Genomic DNA, 17288 nt, shown 5'->3' with positions numbered 1-17288 from the left:
GTTGGGCTGAGCGCCAGGCTCGGCCCAACCCAACCCACCGCTTACAAGGTGTGTTGCCCATGTTGCAGTCTGTCTCCCCAAAAAACGACATCACCCCAGAAACCAGCGCCACCCCGGAACCACCCAAGCCCACCTCGGCGGGCATTTTCTCGCCTTTCGCGGTGCGCGCTTTTCGCATCATCTGGATCGCTAACCTTTTCGCCAACCTCGGCACCTGGGCGCAGTCGGTGGCCGCCGCCTGGGTCGTCACCGAAGCCCATGCCAGCGCGCCGATGGTGGCGATGATTCAGGTGGCGTCGGCCTTGCCGCTGGTGGTGCTGTCGATTGTGTCCGGCGTGCTGGCCGACAACCATGACCGGCGCAAAATCATGCTCATCGGCCTGACCTTCGAGCTGAGCGGCGCCACGTTTTTAACCGTCATCGCTTTCGCCGGGCTGCTCGATCCGCTGTTGTTGATCGTCTCGATTCTGTGGATCAGCCTCGGCGGGGCCATCACCATTCCGGCCTGGCAAGCGGCCGTGAATGAGCAGGTGCCACCGAGCATGGTCGGCAACGCGGTGCTGCTCAACAGCGTGAACTACAACGTCGCCCGCGCCGTGGGCCCGGCGCTCGGTGGCTTGCTGCTGAGCGTCACCGGCTCGGCGTGGGTGTTTCTCTTTAACTGCTTGTGCTACCTCGGCTTGATCGCGGCCATTTGGCAATGGCGGCGTCATGTACCGGCTCGGCAGTTTCCGCCGGAGCACATTGGCGAGGGCGTGATCGCGGCGCTGCGCTTCACCCAGCATTCCAGCGTGACCCGCTTGGTGATGCTGCGCTCATTCAGCTTTGGTTTGTCGGCCAGCTCGATCTGGGCGCTGTTGCCGATTCTGGCGCACCGCAACCCCGAGGGTGACGCGTCGGTGTACGGCTACATGCTCGGGGCATTGGGCATTGGTGCGATTGTCGGCAGTACGTTGGTCAACCGCGCCCGTCAGTGGGTGGGCAGTAGCCGGCTGATCAGTTTTGCCGGCTTGTTGCTGGCGGTCATCGTGTTGCTGCTGGGCAGCGTCGATACCTTGTGGGTGCTGTATCCAGCGCTGTTGGTCGGCGGCGCCTGCTGGATTGCGGCGGTGGCCACGTACAACTCGGCGGTGCAGATTCTGGTGCCCGACTGGGTCAAGGCCCGCGCTTTAGCGCTGTACCAGACCGCGCTGTATGGCGGCCTGGCGCTGGGCTTTTTTTTGTGGGGGCACCTGGCGCAGACCATGGGCGTGCAGGGCGCATTGCTGGCGGCCGGCTGCTTGATGCTGGCCTCGGCGTTGCTGTTGTACCAGTCGCGCTTACCCGAGTTGGACGCCACCAACATCGCCCATGCGCCGGCCACCTTGCCCGGCCAGCCGACGTTTGTGTTCAACCCGGAGCGCGGCTCGGTGCTGGTGAGCATCGAATACCGCATTCCCACAGAGCGTACGCGTGAGTTTGTGAAGGCCGTGCAGGGCTTGCGCAGCCTGCGCTTGCGCAACGGCGCCGAGCGTTGGGCGATGTACCGCGACGTCAGCGATCAGGAGGTATGGCAAGAAGTGCTGGTGGTCGACAACTGGCTGCAGCACCTGCGCATGCTCGACCGCCTGACGCTGTTCGATAAAACCCTGATCGACAACGTGGTGCTGCTGCACAGCGGCGAAGAGCCGCCACGCGTGCGTCACGGCGTGAGTTACGAGTCGGGTAATTACGACAGCGTGCCGTGAGTCGTGCGCTCAGGAGGCCTCGGCGGCTTTGGCCGGCGATGTCGGTTTGACCACCAGCCACAGCGCCAGGCCGATCAGCACGCCGCCATATAAATAGGCCCACGACAGCGGCTCGCCGAGCAGCAGCACGCCCCACAACACGCCGAAAGGCGGCACGGCGAAGGTGACGGTAGAGGCTTTGATCGGGCCGATGTCGGTGATTAGGCGGAAATACAGGACATAGGCAAACGCCGTGCACACCAGCCCCAGGCCGGCGAGGGACAGCCACACGGTGGCGCCGCCCCAGCTGGCTGGCGGTTGTTCAACCACGGCATAGCCGAACAGCGGCAACAGAAACAGCGTGGCGCCAAACATGCTGCCGCATGCGGTCACGCGGTTGTCCAGCGGCACGCCGCCCAACCATTTACGCGTGAGAAAGCCGGCGAAGCCGTAGCAGGTAGTCGCCACCAGGCAGGCGAGGGCGCCCCACAACAATTGCGCATCGAAAGCCACCGGGCCAGTGCGCGTGAGCAAACCGACGCCAAGCAATCCCAGCACCACGCCCAGCGACTTGGTCGGCGTTGGCGGCTCGGCGAAAAACAGCATGCCGATGAGTACACCCATGAGCGGTGTGGTGGCGTTGAAAATAGAGGAATAGCCAGCGGGCAACACCATGGCGGCCAGGCAATACATGGTCGCGGGCAGGCCAGAGTTGATCACGCCCAACACCAGCAAGTGGCGCATTTTGCCGTGGAAATTCCACTGCACCCGCATCACCCAGAGAATCACGATCAAACCGACCGCTGCGAGCGCGACGCGAAAGAACGCGCTGGGCAATGGTCCGAGCACTGGCACGATCACGCGCATAAACAGAAAGCTGGCGCCCCAAATGGCAGCCAGACTCAGCAGGCGAACGTAATCGGCAAGTCTCACAACACTCTCCAGCCTCGTACAAAGAGGCGAGAGTGTTGCCGCTGGTTCGGCGAATGGCAATCCGATTGTTGCGCTTGAATATGCCTACGGAGGTAAGTAAGACATGCACACTTCCTACACAGGAATTGGCGCCGTCGCCCAATCGGAACGATTGCCTCAGGGTGTAGGGTCGGGCTCGTCATCGTCAGGGACTGCTACCTCGTCCATGTGGGAAGGCAGCATGACCATCAGTTCATGCATGTCTACCATCAAGTAGCGACCGATGCGCCGGGTGGGCAGCACGCCTTGATCTACAAGGCGCTCGATATGGCTTTGGCGCCTGGTTAAACCGGCGGCTTCGCAAAACCGCTGAACGCTCAAATAACGGGGGCACTCGCGAAACCATGCCTGGGTAAGCTGTATTTCTTTCATAGGGCTTCCTGCACCATCGCCGACCTGTCATCGCACTGACAGGTTTGGTTTCCTCACTCTCTGCTCCGCATTCTATTACTAAAGGTTAGGCAGTTAACGCGAGTTGTACCTAACTGGTAGTAAAAATCGGAAATACGGTATCTCGACAGGAAGTACAGATGAACAATCAACGTTTTCTCTTCACCGCTGGCCAACGACTGCGCGGCTTGCGCGAGTTGATGGGCTTGAGCCGTCCAGCGTTTGAGAAATTGACGGGTATCGACAGGAAGCGCCTGGAAAATATCGAAAGCGGTCAGCAACGCATGCACGACATCGATTTCGAAAAGGTCTGCAGCCTCTACCCCGAATTCTCGCGCTGGATCACTTACGGCGGTCCGGTGGATGGGGAGGTGGAGTTGAAGGTAGCGGATTCCGGGCAACTGAACGCGGTGTATCTGGTGCAGCGCAACCCGGCGCTACTGGAAAATCTAGGGCTGACGCTAGAAGACTGGACCCATCGCCACCAGCCGCAGCTGCAATTGATCAGTGAGAGTGAGGCGCTGCAAGAGCGCCAGTCGGCGCTTGAAGCGGAGCAGGGCGACAACCCTGAAGAAACAGGTGTGGTGATTGATCAAGACGACGCTCAGCGCTGAGCGATCGTCGCCGCCAATTGACTCAAATAGGCCACCACATCCGGCGCACCAGCCAGGCGCAAGCCTTCGCCTAAGGCGGTGGCCTCGGCTGAATGCTTGGGTAACAACAAGAACTCGGGCGCGCCGGGTGTACGCAGCATGGCCAGCCGCGCATAGGGCACGCCCTTGTCCAGCAGCAACCCCATGAATTGCGGATCGCTCCAGGCCTGCACGGGCATGGCCAGCATGTGATAGCCGGCCTGCAGGGCTTGCAGGCCGGCTTCATGGATGCGGTAGCGGGTCAGCTCGGCGGGCAAGGTCACGTCCAATCCCCGCAAACGGGCATAGGCGATGGCGCTGGCGAAAGCCTCATGGTGATGCTCGCCGGCCCAATACACCCGGTTGCCTACCCAGTCGGCCTGGCGCAACACGATGCGCTCGCCGGCCAGAAAACGCGGAAGGGCAGTGCTGATAACTCTGACGAAATCTTTGTAGCTGATGATGCGAATGCCTCGGCACGCCTCGCTGCCGGCGTATTGCTCGAAGCTGGCGAAGGGAGGGGCGCTGAGGTCGCTGCCGCACAGGCCGTCGATTAAGCGCAGGTCAAAGGCGTTGAGCTGTTGGGTGTCGTGCTCGACTACTTTGATCAGCATGGCATGGGCCTCGGCTTTGTCTTCCTGCACCGGGCCGGACAGCGCATTGCGCGGCAGGTCGACCAGACGCTGAAGCGGCGCGCCGTTTTGCCACCAGATTTGCTCGCTGGGCTGAGGCAATACCTGAAAGGGCAAACGCAGTTCGCCGGCACGCTGCAAGATGTGCCGCGGCCCACGGCCACTCAAACCCAGGCGCTGCGCCAAGGCTGAAATGCGTTCGGTAAGGGAGGCGGGATGCTCGCTGGGACTCATGGCCAAATGCTAGTTCCTAGGTCATGCAAGCCAGTGTGGCAGACGATGTGCAAATGTGCCGGAGCAATTGTCCAACCCTGCATAACGGTCGTGCAGCCGGGCAAGCCCAGCCAGCGGCCATGTGCCTGCGACCCAGTAGTGGTCTGTGGCAGTATTGCGGGAATCATTTGCGAGGTAGCCTCCATGCCAAGCCTGGAGTTGGATATTGCCCTATCTGCCGAACGTTTGCGCGCGGTCTATCAAGGGCAGGCCAACCGAATCCTGTTACGTAGCCGCGATGGTCGGCGTGTCAGCCTGCCGGCGCACCACTTGCGGCCATTTCTGACCCACGACGGCGTCTACGGTTCATTCGAGCTGGAGTTTAACAGCGCCGGCGAGCTTGTCGCCCTGCGGCGTCTTACAGCAACGCGCTAGCGCCTCGCCGAGCAGCGCCGGGCAGGGCTATAATCGCCGACCTTTTTTCTCGAGCGAAGCCCGCCCATGTATACCCTGGCCCGCGACCTGCTTTTCAAACTCTCCGCAGAAACTTCTCACGAGTTGTCGATCGACATGATCGGCGCCGGCGGCCGCCTGGGCTTGAATGGCGTGTTCTGCAAACAGCCGGCGCGCGTGCCGGTGCGGGTTATGGGCCTGGACTTTCCCAACCCCGTCGGTCTGGCCGCCGGCCTGGACAAAAATGGCGACGCCATCGATGGCTTCGCTCAGTTGGGGTTTGGTTTCGTAGAAGTCGGCACCGTGACGCCGCGCCCGCAGCCGGGTAACCCAAAGCCGCGCCTGTTCCGCCTGCCGCAAGCCGAGGCCATCATCAACCGCATGGGCTTCAACAACCACGGTGTCGACCACTTGCTGGCGCGGGTTCAGGCGGCGAAATTCAAAGGCGTGCTGGGCATCAACATTGGCAAGAACTTCGACACGCCGGTCGAGCGCGCCGTCGATGATTACTTGCTGTGCCTGAACAAGGTGTACGCCCACGCCAGCTACGTGACCGTCAACGTCAGCTCGCCCAACACCCCGGGCCTGCGCAGCCTGCAATTCGGCGACTCGCTCAAACAACTGCTCGAAGCGCTGCGCCAGCGCCAGGAAGACTTGGCCCAGGTGCACGGCAAGCGTGTGCCGCTGGCGATCAAGATTGCTCCGGACATGAGCGATGAAGAAATCGTCGAAGTGGCCAACGCCTTGGTGCAGGCCGGAATGGATGCCGTCATCGCCACCAACACCACCTTGAGCCGCGACGGCGTGCAAGGCCTGGAGCACGGTGACGAGGCGGGCGGGTTGTCCGGCGCGCCGGTGCGCGAGAAGAGCACCTCCACCGTGCGAGCATTGGCCGCCGAGTTGGGCGGGCGTTTGCCGATCATCGCTGCGGGCGGCATTACCGAGGGCAAGCACGCTGCCGAGAAAATCGCGGCCGGAGCGAGCTTGGTGCAAATCTATTCGGGCTTCATCTATAAGGGCCCCGCGTTGATCCGCGAAGCGGTGGACGCCATCGGGGCGATGCCCAAGGCCAAATAACCCAAAGGCGAAAAAACGCAGCCAATAAAAAGGCCTCCTTAAAGGAGGCCCTGGGCTCTCGCCCGCCGTCCGGATGGGACGTGCATGGTTAAGCGGAGAGTAGATAAGTAGTCGGAGTTTCCCTGTTTAACCGACTGCGTTGAGTTCATTAAGCCTATGGATACCGGCGGTGCCGATCAGTCCGTCCCAGTTGTCACCGCGACCCTCTCGCCAGCCGTTGATCCAGGCTTGGCGTACGGACGGAAGAGTAAATGGACACAATTCACGAGATTTGCCATGGACGCCAAATTGATAGCCGCGCAAAAAAGCTCTTTCTAAAGGATCACGCTTAAGTCTTCTCATAGGGTGTTGCCCTCACTTGTTGACTGTTATGTCCTGGTTCGCCTCTTGACGAGGCCTGGCAGAAAGCCTCTGCCAGTGGAGCCCGCTGCCGGCGTTACGGTCTCCTCCTAACGCCGTTGCGACGTTGGGCTGAGTTGATTTCTATCGAATGCGGCCGGTGCTGGGAATGATCGTTTTGTCATAAGCACGTAACGTTTGTCGTGGTGCGGCCATAAGCAAACCGTTACGGTACGGCCTGCGCCAACGGGGCCGGGGCTGGAGCTGGAAATAACGGCGATTGGCCAGTGCGATCTTTTCGCAGTTGCGATGTTCATCGATTCCGACGAAGGGTCTCGAATATGTTTTTTTGCGGTGTCCGTCGCCTTTTGTGTCGTCGGATACCGCCGCCAAACCTGCAAGCAGGCGCGGCAAAGGGGTTGCGTCTAGGCTGCTTTCACACGGGCTGGCCTGGCAGCTCGAGCCGTAAGGCTCACACAGCGCTTCATTTCGACGCGCGGGACCGGCGGGTAGAACCCCGGTTTTTAACCGGGCACGCAGCTCAACTGCGCGCCATTACGCTTAGGCACTGGAATACACATGTCGGATCGTTTCGAACTTTTTCTTACCTGCCCCAAGGGCTTGGAAGGCTTGCTCGCTGAGGAAGCCACCGCGCTGGGGTTGGAAGAAACCCGTGAGCACACCTCGGCGATCCGCGGCTTCGCGCAGATGGAAACGGCGTATCGCCTGTGCCTCTGGTCGCGCCTAGCCAACCGCGTGTTGCTGGTGCTCAAGCGCTTTCCCATGGCAAATGCCGACGACCTCTACGACGGCGTGCTTGACGTCGACTGGGCTGAACACCTGGACGCGGCCGGCAGCCTGGCCGTCGAGTTCAGCGGCAATGGCTCGGGTATCGACAACACCCACTTCGGCGCCCTGAAAGTGAAAGACGCCATCGTCGATAAGCTGCGCACCAGCACCGGCGAGCGTCCCTCCATCGACAAGCTCAACCCGGACCTGCGCATTCACCTGCGCCTGGACCGTGGCGAAGCCATCCTCTCGCTCGACCTCTCCGGCCACAGCCTGCACCAGCGCGGCTACCGCTTGCAGCAAGGCGCCGCGCCGCTGAAAGAAAACCTCGCCGCCGCCGTGCTGATTCGCGCCGGCTGGCCGCGCATTGCAGCGGCCGGGGGCGCGCTGGCGGACCCGATGTGTGGCGTCGGCACCTTCCTGGTCGAAGCGGCGATGATCGCTGCCGATATCGCCCCTAATCTCAAACGTGAGCGCTGGGGCTTTACCGCCTGGCTCGGCCACGTGCCGGCACTGTGGAAGAAACTGCATGCCGAGGCCCAGCAGCGTGCTGACGAAGGTCTGGCGAAACAGCCGTCGTGGATTCGCGGTTACGAGGCCGACCCTCGCCTGATTCAACCGGCGCGCAACAACATCGAGCGCGCTGGCCTTTCGAACTGGATCAAGGTGTACCAGGGCGAAGTGGCCACCTTCGAGCCGCGCCCGGACCACAATCAAACCGGTCTCGTGGTCTGCAACCCGCCGTATGGCGAGCGCTTGGGCGACGAAGCCAGTTTGCTTTACCTCTACCAAAACCTCGGCGAGCGCCTGCGTCAGGCTTGCATGAACTGGGAAGCCGCGGTGTTCACCGGCGCGCCGGATCTGGGCAAGCGCATGGGCATTCGTAGCCACAAGCAATACGCCTTCTGGAACGGCGCACTGCCCTGCAAGCTGCTGTTGATCAAGGTGCAACCCGAGCAATTCGTTACCGGCGAGCGCCGCAGCCCCGAGCAACGCGAGCGCGAACGCGAACAAGCGGCTCAGGGACATGAAGTCGAGGCGCCAGCCAGCGCGCCAGCCGAGCAAGCGCGCCTGAGCGAAGGCGGGCAAATGTTTGCCAACCGCTTGCAGAAAAACCTGAAGACCCTGGGCAAATGGGCGCGCCGTGAGGGCGTGGACTGTTACCGTGTTTATGACGCGGACATGCCCGAATACGCCCTGGCTATCGATCTGTACCACGACTGGGTGCACGTTCAGGAATACGCGCCGCCCCGCACCATCGACGCCGACAAGGCCCAGGGGCGGCTGTTCGACGCCCTGGCGGCCATCCCGCAGGCGCTCGGTATCGATAAGTCGAAGGTGGTGATCAAGCGTCGCGAGCGCCAGAGCGGCACCAAGCAGTACGAGCGCCAAGCCAGCCAAGGCACCTTTACCGAGGTCAGCGAAGGCGGCGTGAAGTTGCTGGTCAACCTCACCGATTACCTCGACACCGGCTTGTTCCTCGATCACCGCCCGCTGCGCCTGCGCATCCAGCGCGAAGCGGCCGGCAAGCGTTTCCTCAACCTGTTCTGCTACACCGCCACGGCGTCTGTGCACGCGGCCAAAGGCGGCGCGCGCACGACCACAAGCGTCGACCTGTCGAAAACCTACCTGGACTGGGCGCGCCGCAACCTGTCGCTCAACGGCTTCTCGGACAAGAACCGTTTGGAGCAGGGCGATGTGATGAACTGGTTGGCCGCAGATCGCGAGGAATACGACCTGATCTTTATCGACCCGCCGACCTTCTCCAACTCCAAGCGCATGGAAGGCGTATTCGACGTGCAGCGCGACCACGTGCAGTTGCTGGACCTGGCCATGGCGCGGTTGGCGGCCGGTGGCGTGCTGTATTTCTCCAACAACTTCCGTAAATTCCAGCTCGATGAAGGACTGGCGGCGCGGTATCAGCTGGAAGAAATCACTGCCAGCACGCTTGATCCGGACTTCGCCCGCAACGCGAAAATCCACCGCGCGTGGCGCTTGATGGCGAAATAACTGATCTGACGCCCACAAAAAAGCCGCTCAATTGAGCGGCTTTTTTGTGGGCGCTTACTGCGCGTCGAACGCTTGGCCGTTCACGCCTTGGCTGTCTGGCCCCATCAGGTACAGATACACCGGCATGATCTCGGCGGGCAGCGGATTGTTCATCGGGTTTTCGCCGGGGTAGGCGTGGGCGCGCATGTCGGTGCGAGTGGCGCCCGGGTTGATGCTGTTGGCGCGCACGTTGGTGATATCGGCCACTTCGTCCGCCAGCGTTTGCATCAGGCCTTCGGTGGCAAATTTCGATACGCCATAGGCGCCCCAATAGGCCCGGCCTTTGCGTCCTACGCTGCTGGAGGTGAAGATCACCGACGCATCGGCAGACAGTTTTAGCAGCGGCAGCAAGGTGCTGGTGAGCATGAACATGGCGTTCACGTTTACCTGCATCACGCGCATGAAATTGTCGCCAGACAGCTGCTCCAGCGGCGTACGCGGGCCAACGATGGAGGCGTTATGGAGCACGCCGTCGATGTGGCCGAATTCGTTTTCGATCATCACCGCCAGTTCGTCGTACTGGTGCGCCAGCGCTGTTTCCAGGTTGAAGGGAATCACCACCGGTTGCGGGTGCCCGGCCGCTTCGATCTCGTCGTACACGGCGCTCAGGTTGGCTTCGGTTTTACCGAGCAGCAGCACCGTGGCGCCATGGGCAGCGTAGGTTTTCGCAGCAGCGGCACCGATTCCACGGCCGGCGCCAGTCACAAGAATGGTGCGGCCCTTGAGCAGGTCGGGGCGGGCGGAATAGTCGAACATCGGCAGTCTCTCTAGGAATAAGCCGGGCGGCCACTGGGAAGCGGCCGACCGGGAATCAAACGGTCAGCAGCTACACAGCGCCCGATCTAGCACGGCGCGCAGTTCGGACGGGTGATCAACCACCACGTCGGCGCCCCAATGACGCGGGTTGTCGTCGGGGTGGATGTAGCCGTAGGTCACGGCTGCGGTTTTGGTGCCGGCGGAGCGACCCGATTCGATGTCACGCAAGTCGTCGCCGATATACAGCACGCTCGCCGGGTCCAGGCCCAGGCGCGAGCAGGCCAAAAGCAGCGGCTCGGGGTCGGGTTTGCTGTTAGTGACGTGATCCGGGCAGATAAGAATGGCCGAGCGTTCGGCCAGGCCCAGTTGCTCCATGATCGGCGCCGCATAGCGCACCGGCTTGTTGGTGACCACGCCCCAAATCAGCTTGGCGTGCTCGATGTCGGCCAGCAGCTCGGCGATGCCGTCGAACGGTTTGGTCAGCACCGCGCAGTGCTCTTGATAGCGCGCCAGAAACTCCAGGCGCAGGGCTTCGAACTGCTCGGACATCGGGTCCACGTCAAAGGCGCGCAGCACCATGGCGCGGGCGCCACCGGAGACGTGGTCGCGAATCAGCTTGTCTTCTATCGGCGGCAGGCCGCGGGCGGCGCGCATGGCTTGGGCGATGGCGATGAAGTCTGGCGCGCTGTCGAGCAGCGTGCCGTCCATGTCGAAAAGGACCGCTTGCAGACGCATCAGGCCCCCTTCACGGTCTGGATCATGTAGTTGACGTCTACATCGTTGGCCAGCTTGTAGTGCTTGGTTAGCGGGTTGTAGGTCAAGCCGATGATGTCTTTGACTTCCAGGCCGGCGGAGCGGCTCCACGCGCCGAGTTCGGACGGGCGGATAAATTTCTTGAAGTCGTGAGTACCGCGCGGCAGCAGGCGCATCAGGTATTCGGCGCCGACGATGGCGAACAGGTACGCCTTGGGGTTGCGGTTGATCGTGGAGAAAAACACCTGGCCGCCCGGTTTGACCATCGCGTAGCACGCGCGAATTACCGAGGCCGGGTCGGGCACGTGTTCGAGCATTTCCAGGCAGGTGACCACGTCGAACTGCTCGGGCATTTCTTCCGCCAGGGCTTCGGCGGTGCACTGGCGGTATTCCACCTGTACGCCGGATTCCAGTTGGTGCAAACGCGCGACGGCCAACGGCGCTTCGCCCATGTCGATGCCGGTAACCGTGGCGCCGCGCTGGGCCATGGCTTCGCTGAGGATGCCGCCACCGCAGCCGACGTCGAGCACTTTCTTGCCGGCCAGGTTGACCCGCTCATCAATCCAGTTCACCCGCAGCGGATTGATGTCGTGCAGCGGCTTGAACTCGCTTTCGCGGTCCCACCAGCGGTGGGCGAGGGCGGAGAATTTGGCGATTTCGGCGTGGTCGACGTTGCTCATACAGGTTTCCTCAAATCGAATTCGGTGGCGGCCAGGGAGCCCTTGGTCATTTCAAGGGCGCGCGGCTGGTGGCGATTTTCTGGCCCCAGGCGCGGGCGCTGGCGTGCAGTTTGTCTTCGTCCATGCGGGTCAGGCGGCGGTTGTCGAGCAACTGCTTACCGCCGACCCAGACATGTTTGACGCTGTTTCGGTTGCTGGCATAGATCAATTGAGAGACCGGATCGTACACCGGTTGTTGCGCTAATTCGGTGAGGTCAAATGCCACGATGTCGGCGGCCTTGCCGATTTCCAGCGAGCCGATTTCGTTTTCCAGGCCCAGCGCGCGGGCGCCGTTCAAGGTAGCCATGCGCAGGGCCCGGTGTACGTCCAGGGCGGTGGCGGAACCGGCCACGGCTTTGGCCAGCATGGCGGCGGTACGGGTTTCCCCGAGCAGGTCGAGGTCGTTGTTGCTGGCCGCGCCGTCGGTGCCAATGGCCACGTTCACGCCCGCTTGCCACAAACGCTCGACCGGGCAGAAACCGCTGGCCAGTTTGAGATTTGATTCCGGGCAATGGATGACGCTGGCGTTGCTTTCGACCAGCAATTGCAGGTCGTCGTCATTTACCTGTGTCATGTGCACGGCTTGAAAGCGCGGGCCGAGCAGGTCGAGGCGGGCCAGGCGGGCCATCGGGCGCTCGCCATGCAGCTCCAGACTTTGCTGCACTTCAAAGGCGGTTTCCTGCACATGCATATGAATGCCGGCATCCAGCTCCTCGGCGAGCATGCGGATGTTTTCCAGTTTGTCGTCGCTGACGGTGTACGGCGCGTGCGGGCCGAACGCCACCTTGATGCGTGGGTGCAGGCGCAGGTCGTCGAACAGGTTCAGCCCTTTGCGCAGGGCTTCGTCGGCGTCACGGGCGCCGGGGATGGGGAAGTTCAGCACTGGAATGGTGATCTGCGCGCGAATCCCGCTGGTGTGCACCAGCTCGCTGGCGACTTCCGGAAAAAAGTACATGTCGGAGAAGCAGGTGATGCCGCCCTGCAACTGTTCGGCGATTGCCAATTCGGTGCCGTCGCGAATAAAACTTTCATCCACCCATTTGGCTTCGGCCGGCCAGATGTGGTCTTGCAGCCAGTTCATCAGCGCTTTGTCGTCGGCCATGCCGCGAAACAGGCTCATCGCCGCGTGGCCGTGGGCGTTTACCAGCCCCGGGCTAAGCAACATGCCTGGCAGTTCGCGCACCTCGGTTGCCGGATGGCGCAGGGCCTCGTCGCGCGGGGCGATCAAGGCGATGCGGCCATCGCGAATGCCCAGGCCGTGCTCCTGTAACACCACACCGGCAGGCTCGACAGGCACCAGCCAGGTTGGCAGGAGCAGCAGGTCGAGCGGGGCGGCGGTGTTGGGCATGGCGGTATCCAAAGGCTATAACGATGGGCGTGTAGCAGTAGGCTTTCGACAGTATCGCCTACGTCTACGTAGGAAGTTGACTACGCCAGGCTCGGAACGCTGGCCTGGACGGGTTTTTGCGCCGACGAAGTATACCCGAGCGCCCAAGTGTGGGGCTCGCTATAATCCGCAGCTTTTCGCTTCTGAGTACGAGGATGGCCATGCGCGAGCAATTGTTGGCAGCGGAGAAGGTTAAAGCCATCGATTGGCGGGATGGCGCGCTGTACCTGCTGGACCAGCGTGCGTTGCCTTTCGAGGAAACCTGGGTGCGTTTCGACTCGGCGGCCAGTGTCGCCCAAGCGATTAAAGACATGGTAGTGCGCGGCGCCCCGGCTATTGGTATTGCTGCCGCTTATGGCCTGGCGCTCGGTGTGCGGGCGCGAATGGCCGAAGGCGATGACTGGCAGATGGCGCTGGAAGAAGACTTCGAAACCCTCAATAACTCGCGGCCCACGGCGGTCAATCTGTTCTGGGCGCTGAACCGCATGCGCGAGCGCCTGTATCGCCTCAAAGACAGCGACGATGCTTTGGCGATCATGAATGCCGAGGCCGAGGCCATTCACGAGAGCGACCGCGAGGCCAATCTGACCATGGCGCAATTGGGCGTCGACCTGATTCGCCGCCATCAAGGCAACCTGCAAACCTTGCTGACCCACTGCAACACCGGCGCCCTGGCCACTGGCGGCTTCGGTACGGCGTTGGGCGTGATTCGGGCGGCGTACCTGGATGGCTTGGTCGAGCGCGTGTATGCCGACGAAACCCGGCCCTGGCTGCAAGGCTCGCGTCTGACCGCCTGGGAGCTGCTCAACGAAGGCATTCCGGTGAGCCTGAACGCCGACTCCGCTGCGGCGCATCTGATGAAAACCAAAGGCATCACCTGGGTAATCGTCGGCGCCGACCGCATCACCGCTAACGGCGATGTGGCCAACAAGATTGGCACCTATCAGTTGGCCGTAAACGCCATGCACCACGGCGTGCGTTTTATGGTGGTGGCGCCGAGTTCGACCATCGACATGAACCTGGAAAGCGGCGACGACATTCCGATTGAAGAACGCGCCGGCAGCGAGTTGCTGGAGCTGGCCGGCAAGCGGGTGGCGGCGGATGTGCCGGCGGTGAATCCGGTGTTCGATGTGACCCCGGCTGACCTGATCGATTTCATCGTTACCGAGAAGGGTGTGGTCGAGCGGCCGGACAAGGCCAAGATGGCCCTGCTCATGTGCCGCAAGCGTCTGCACTAACGCCTTCATTTATTAGCGTTTGTGCCCGTTCGGGTGATGTCATTTATATGGCCTCGCCTGACGCGCGGCCTGCGTTGCGGGGATAGGTTCAGGGCATCGGTTGTGGTACTCTCCGTCAGTTTTCAAGGGGGCCTGCCATGGCCACCCCAATTGCGCAGATCCATGCCATAACTCGTTGATTTGTCATGTGTCGTTGTGGCCTGAAGGCGGCAGCGGCGAGCTCCCCGTCATTCAGGAAGAATGCGCGGAGTTTCACCAGAAAAAGGAACCAGGCTTCTCATGGGCGAACTGGCCAAAGAAATCCTCCCGGTCAATATCGAAGACGAGCTGAAACAGTCCTACCTCGACTACGCAATGAGCGTAATCGTAGGGCGCGCCTTGCCCGATGCACGTGACGGCCTCAAGCCCGTGCACCGTCGCGTTCTGTACGCGATGAGCGAGCTGGGCAATGACTGGAACAAGGCTTACAAGAAATCCGCCCGTGTGGTCGGTGACGTAATCGGTAAGTACCACCCCCACGGTGATACGGCGGTTTACGACACCATCGTCCGTATGGCGCAGCCCTTCTCCTTGCGCTACCTGCTGGTCGACGGCCAGGGCAACTTCGGTTCGGTAGACGGCGACAACGCCGCGGCCATGCGATACACCGAAGTGCGCATGACCAAGTTGGCCCACGAACTGCTGGCCGACCTCGACAAAGAAACGGTCGACTGGGTGCCCAACTACGACGGCACCGAAATCATTCCGGCCGTTATGCCCACCAAGATCCCCAACCTGCTGGTCAACGGTTCCAGCGGTATTGCCGTGGGCATGGCCACCAACATTCCGCCGCACAACCTCACCGAGGTTATCGACGGTTGCCTGGCGCTGATCGACAACCCCGAGCTGACGATCGACGACCTGATGCACTACATCCCCGGTCCGGACTTCCCGACTGCGGCGATCATCAACGGTCGTGCCGGCATCATCGAGGCCTACCGCACCGGCCGTGGTCGCATCCAGATTCGCGCCCGCGCCATGTTCGAAGACATCGACAAGGTCGGTGGCCGCCAGCAGATCGTGATCACCGAGCTGCCGTATCAGCTCAACAAAGCCCGCGTGATCGAGAAGATCGCCGAGCTGGTGAAAGAGAAAAAGCTCGAAGGCATCACCGAACTGCGCGATGAGTCCGACAAAGACGGCATGCGCATCGTCATCGAGCTGCGCCGTGGTGAAGTGCCAGAGGTGATCCTCAACAACCTCTATGCGCAAACCCAGCTGCAAAGCGTATTCGGCATCAACGTGGTGGCGCTGATCGACGGCCAGCCGAAGATTCTGAACCTCAAGGATCTGCTTGAAGCGTTCATTCTTCACCGCCGTGAAGTGGTTACCCGTCGTACCGTTTACCTGCTGCGCAAAGCCCGTGAGCGCGGCCACATCCTTGAAGGCCAGGCCGTTGCGCTGTCCAACATCGACCCGGTTATCGCCGTCATCAAGGCATCGCCGAGCTCGGCAGAAGCCAAGGAAGCGTTGATTTCCCAAGCGTGGGAATCCAGTGCCGTGCAGGGCATGGTTGAAGCGGCTGGCGCCGAAGCGTGCCGCCCGCAAGACCTCGACCCGCAATACGGCCTGCGTGACGGCAAGTATTACCTGTCGCCAGAACAGGCTCAGGCGATTCTCGACCTGCGTCTGCACCGCCTGACCGGTCTTGAGCACGAAAAACTGCTGGCCGAGTACAAAGAAATTCTCGACCAGATTGGCGAGCTGATCCGCATCCTGACCAGCGCCACGCGCCTGATGGAAGTGATCCGCGAAGAGCTGGAAGGTGTGAAAGCCGAATTCGGCGACAAGCGTCGCACTGAAATTCTCGACACCCGTCTGGACCTCACGCTGGGTGACTTGATCACCGAAGAAGAGCGCGTAGTCACCATTTCCCATGGTGGTTATGCCAAGACCCAGCCGCTGTCTGCCTATCAGGCCCAGCGTCGCGGCGGTAAAGGCAAGTCGGCCACCGGCGTGAAAGATGAGGACTACATCGAGCATCTGCTGGTCGCCAACAGCCACGCCACGCTGTTGCTGTTCTCCAGCAAGGGCAAGGTGTACTGGCTGAAAACGTACGAAATTCCGGAAGCGTCTCGCGCGGCCCGTGGTCGTCCATTGGTCAACCTGTTGCCGTTGGACGAAGGTGAATACATCACCACCATGCTGCAGATCGACCTTGAAGCCCTGCAGAAAACCGCCTGCGCTGACGACGATCTGGACGACGCCGAAGACGTGATCGAAGGCGAAGTGGTGGAAGCCGAAGAAGCGGCGGAAGTCGAAGAAGTCGAAGGCGAGACCGCTGAGTGGGTTGCCGAGCCGACCGGCGAGTACATCTTTATGGCCACCGCTATGGGCACCGTGAAGAAGACCCCGTTGTCGCAATTCGCCCGTCCGCGTACCAGCGGCTTGATCGCGCTGAAGTTGAAAGAAGGCGACACCCTGATCGCAGCGGCCATCACCGACGGCGCCAAGGAAGTCATGCTGTTCAACGACTCCGGCAAGGTGATTCGCTTCGCTGAAAGCTCGATCCGCGTCATGGGCCGTGGCGCCCGTGGTATTCGTGGTATGCGTTTGGGCAAAGGGCAGACGCTGATTTCCATGCTGATTCCTGAATCTGGCGCGCAGATTCTCACTGCCTCCGAGCGCGGCTTCGGCAAGCGCACCGCCTTGAGCAAGTTCCCACGTCGCGGTCGTGGCGGTCAGGGCGTTATCGCCATGGTCACCAAAGAGCGTAACGGCAAGCTCATCGGCGCCATTCAGGTGCAGGACGGCGAGGAGATCATGCTGATTTCCGATCAGGGCACCTTGGTGCGGACCCGTGTGGACGAAGTGTCCAGTTCGGGCCGTAACACCCAGGGCGTCACGCTGATCAAGCTGGCCTCTGACGAGACGCTGGTTGGCCTGGAGCGCGTGCAGGAGCCTTCGGAAGTGGAAGGGCAAGTGCTGGTTGGCGAAGACGGTGAAGTGCTGGAAGGCGCTGAGCTGGATGATGCCGACATCGATGCTGCTGACTTGCACAGTGCCGATCTGGACGACGCGATTGACGCGGTGTCCGACGACGCTGCCGAGGCGCCAAGCGAAGACTAAGCGGGCAGGGCGCGCTGCCTCCGGTGGCGCGCCTGACACCTGCACGAATGAAAGCATGCACCGTCGCTCGGTTGA

The 17288-nt window shown here is 61.7% G+C and carries 15 protein-coding genes; 7 read left to right on the top strand and 8 right to left on the bottom strand.

Annotated features, from left to right (window positions below):
- Positions 1-59: 59 nt before the first annotated feature.
- Entirely contained in the window at positions 60-1727 is a 1668-nt protein-coding gene (locus ACZZ0Q_RS14035) for an MFS transporter (protein WP_463560681.1), read from the top strand.
- A 9-nt stretch (positions 1728-1736) separates the two neighbouring features.
- Here the strand turns inward: ACZZ0Q_RS14035 and ACZZ0Q_RS14030 are convergent, their stop codons facing one another.
- Both ACZZ0Q_RS14030 and ACZZ0Q_RS14025 read right to left on the bottom strand, forming a co-directional pair.
- A complete protein-coding gene (locus ACZZ0Q_RS14030) occupies positions 1737-2639 on the bottom strand; it encodes a DMT family transporter (protein ID WP_463541875.1) in 903 nt (300 codons plus the stop codon).
- A gap of 156 nt (positions 2640-2795) precedes the next feature.
- Positions 2796-3050 carry a hypothetical protein gene (locus ACZZ0Q_RS14025; RefSeq protein WP_463541876.1) on the bottom strand — a complete coding sequence of 85 codons (255 nt, stop codon included), beginning with the start codon at positions 3048-3050 and terminating at the stop codon, positions 2796-2798.
- A gap of 158 nt (positions 3051-3208) precedes the next feature.
- Here ACZZ0Q_RS14025 and ACZZ0Q_RS14020 point away from each other — a divergent pair, with 158 nt between their 5' ends.
- Positions 3209-3682, top strand: coding sequence for a helix-turn-helix domain-containing protein (locus ACZZ0Q_RS14020; protein WP_463541877.1), 474 nt, complete (start codon positions 3209-3211; stop codon positions 3680-3682).
- On the opposite strand, the gene ACZZ0Q_RS14015 is transcribed toward ACZZ0Q_RS14020, so the two are convergent.
- Positions 3673-4566 carry a DUF6685 family protein gene (locus ACZZ0Q_RS14015; protein WP_463541878.1) on the bottom strand — a complete coding sequence of 298 codons (894 nt, stop codon included), beginning with the start codon at positions 4564-4566 and terminating at the stop codon, positions 3673-3675. The two genes, ACZZ0Q_RS14020 and ACZZ0Q_RS14015, sit on opposite strands and share 10 nt — an antisense overlap.
- Before the next feature lie 183 nt (positions 4567-4749).
- Between ACZZ0Q_RS14015 and ACZZ0Q_RS14010 the strand changes: the two genes are divergently transcribed.
- Both ACZZ0Q_RS14010 and ACZZ0Q_RS14005 read left to right on the top strand, forming a co-directional pair.
- Positions 4750-4980: a DUF2835 domain-containing protein gene (locus ACZZ0Q_RS14010; protein ID WP_463541879.1), complete on the top strand. Its 231-nt coding sequence runs from the start codon at positions 4750-4752 to the stop codon at positions 4978-4980.
- A gap of 66 nt (positions 4981-5046) precedes the next feature.
- Positions 5047-6075: a quinone-dependent dihydroorotate dehydrogenase gene (locus ACZZ0Q_RS14005; RefSeq protein WP_463541880.1), complete on the top strand. Its 1029-nt coding sequence runs from the start codon at positions 5047-5049 to the stop codon at positions 6073-6075.
- 126 nt (positions 6076-6201) lie between these two features.
- On the opposite strand, the gene rmf is transcribed toward ACZZ0Q_RS14005, so the two are convergent.
- Complete coding sequence (rmf, locus tag ACZZ0Q_RS14000) at positions 6202-6417, bottom strand: ribosome modulation factor (protein WP_122453312.1); 216 nt, start codon at positions 6415-6417, stop codon at positions 6202-6204.
- 576 nt (positions 6418-6993) lie between these two features.
- Between rmf and rlmKL the strand changes: the two genes are divergently transcribed.
- Positions 6994-9213, top strand: a complete 2220-nt coding sequence (rlmKL, locus tag ACZZ0Q_RS13995; RefSeq protein ID WP_463541881.1) for a bifunctional 23S rRNA (guanine(2069)-N(7))-methyltransferase RlmK/23S rRNA (guanine(2445)-N(2))-methyltransferase RlmL — start codon at positions 6994-6996, stop codon at positions 9211-9213.
- Between the two features lie 54 nt (positions 9214-9267).
- Here rlmKL and ACZZ0Q_RS13990 read toward each other — a convergent pair whose 3' ends face one another.
- The 4 genes from ACZZ0Q_RS13990 to ACZZ0Q_RS13975 all read right to left on the bottom strand — a co-directional run bounded on the left by ACZZ0Q_RS13990 (position 9268) and on the right by ACZZ0Q_RS13975 (position 12828).
- A complete protein-coding gene (locus ACZZ0Q_RS13990; protein WP_463541882.1) occupies positions 9268-10008 on the bottom strand; it encodes a YciK family oxidoreductase in 741 nt (246 codons plus the stop codon).
- 63 nt (positions 10009-10071) lie between these two features.
- A complete protein-coding gene (mupP, locus tag ACZZ0Q_RS13985; RefSeq protein WP_463541883.1) occupies positions 10072-10743 on the bottom strand; it encodes an N-acetylmuramic acid 6-phosphate phosphatase MupP in 672 nt (223 codons plus the stop codon).
- On the bottom strand, positions 10743-11441 hold the full coding sequence (gene ubiG, locus ACZZ0Q_RS13980; protein ID WP_463541884.1) for a bifunctional 2-polyprenyl-6-hydroxyphenol methylase/3-demethylubiquinol 3-O-methyltransferase UbiG: 699 nt from the start codon (positions 11439-11441) through the stop codon (positions 10743-10745). Before ubiG ends, mupP begins: the two co-directional genes overlap by 1 nt.
- A 46-nt stretch (positions 11442-11487) precedes the next feature.
- Positions 11488-12828: a TRZ/ATZ family hydrolase gene (locus ACZZ0Q_RS13975; RefSeq protein ID WP_463541885.1), complete on the bottom strand. Its 1341-nt coding sequence runs from the start codon at positions 12826-12828 to the stop codon at positions 11488-11490.
- Between the two features lie 200 nt (positions 12829-13028).
- On the opposite strand from ACZZ0Q_RS13975, the gene mtnA reads away from it, so the two are divergent.
- Both mtnA and gyrA read left to right on the top strand, forming a co-directional pair.
- Complete coding sequence (mtnA, locus tag ACZZ0Q_RS13970; RefSeq protein ID WP_463541886.1) at positions 13029-14105, top strand: S-methyl-5-thioribose-1-phosphate isomerase; 1077 nt, start codon at positions 13029-13031, stop codon at positions 14103-14105.
- A gap of 279 nt (positions 14106-14384) precedes the next feature.
- Positions 14385-17213 carry a DNA gyrase subunit A gene (gene gyrA, locus ACZZ0Q_RS13965; protein WP_463541887.1) on the top strand — a complete coding sequence of 943 codons (2829 nt, stop codon included), beginning with the start codon at positions 14385-14387 and terminating at the stop codon, positions 17211-17213.
- The last annotated feature ends 75 nt before the right edge of the window (positions 17214-17288 follow it).

The sequence above is a fragment of the Pseudomonas sp. AC070 genome, from assembly GCF_979258635.1.
Note: the sequence above shows the minus strand (reverse complement) of the source record. Positions and strands in the feature narration are given on the sequence as shown.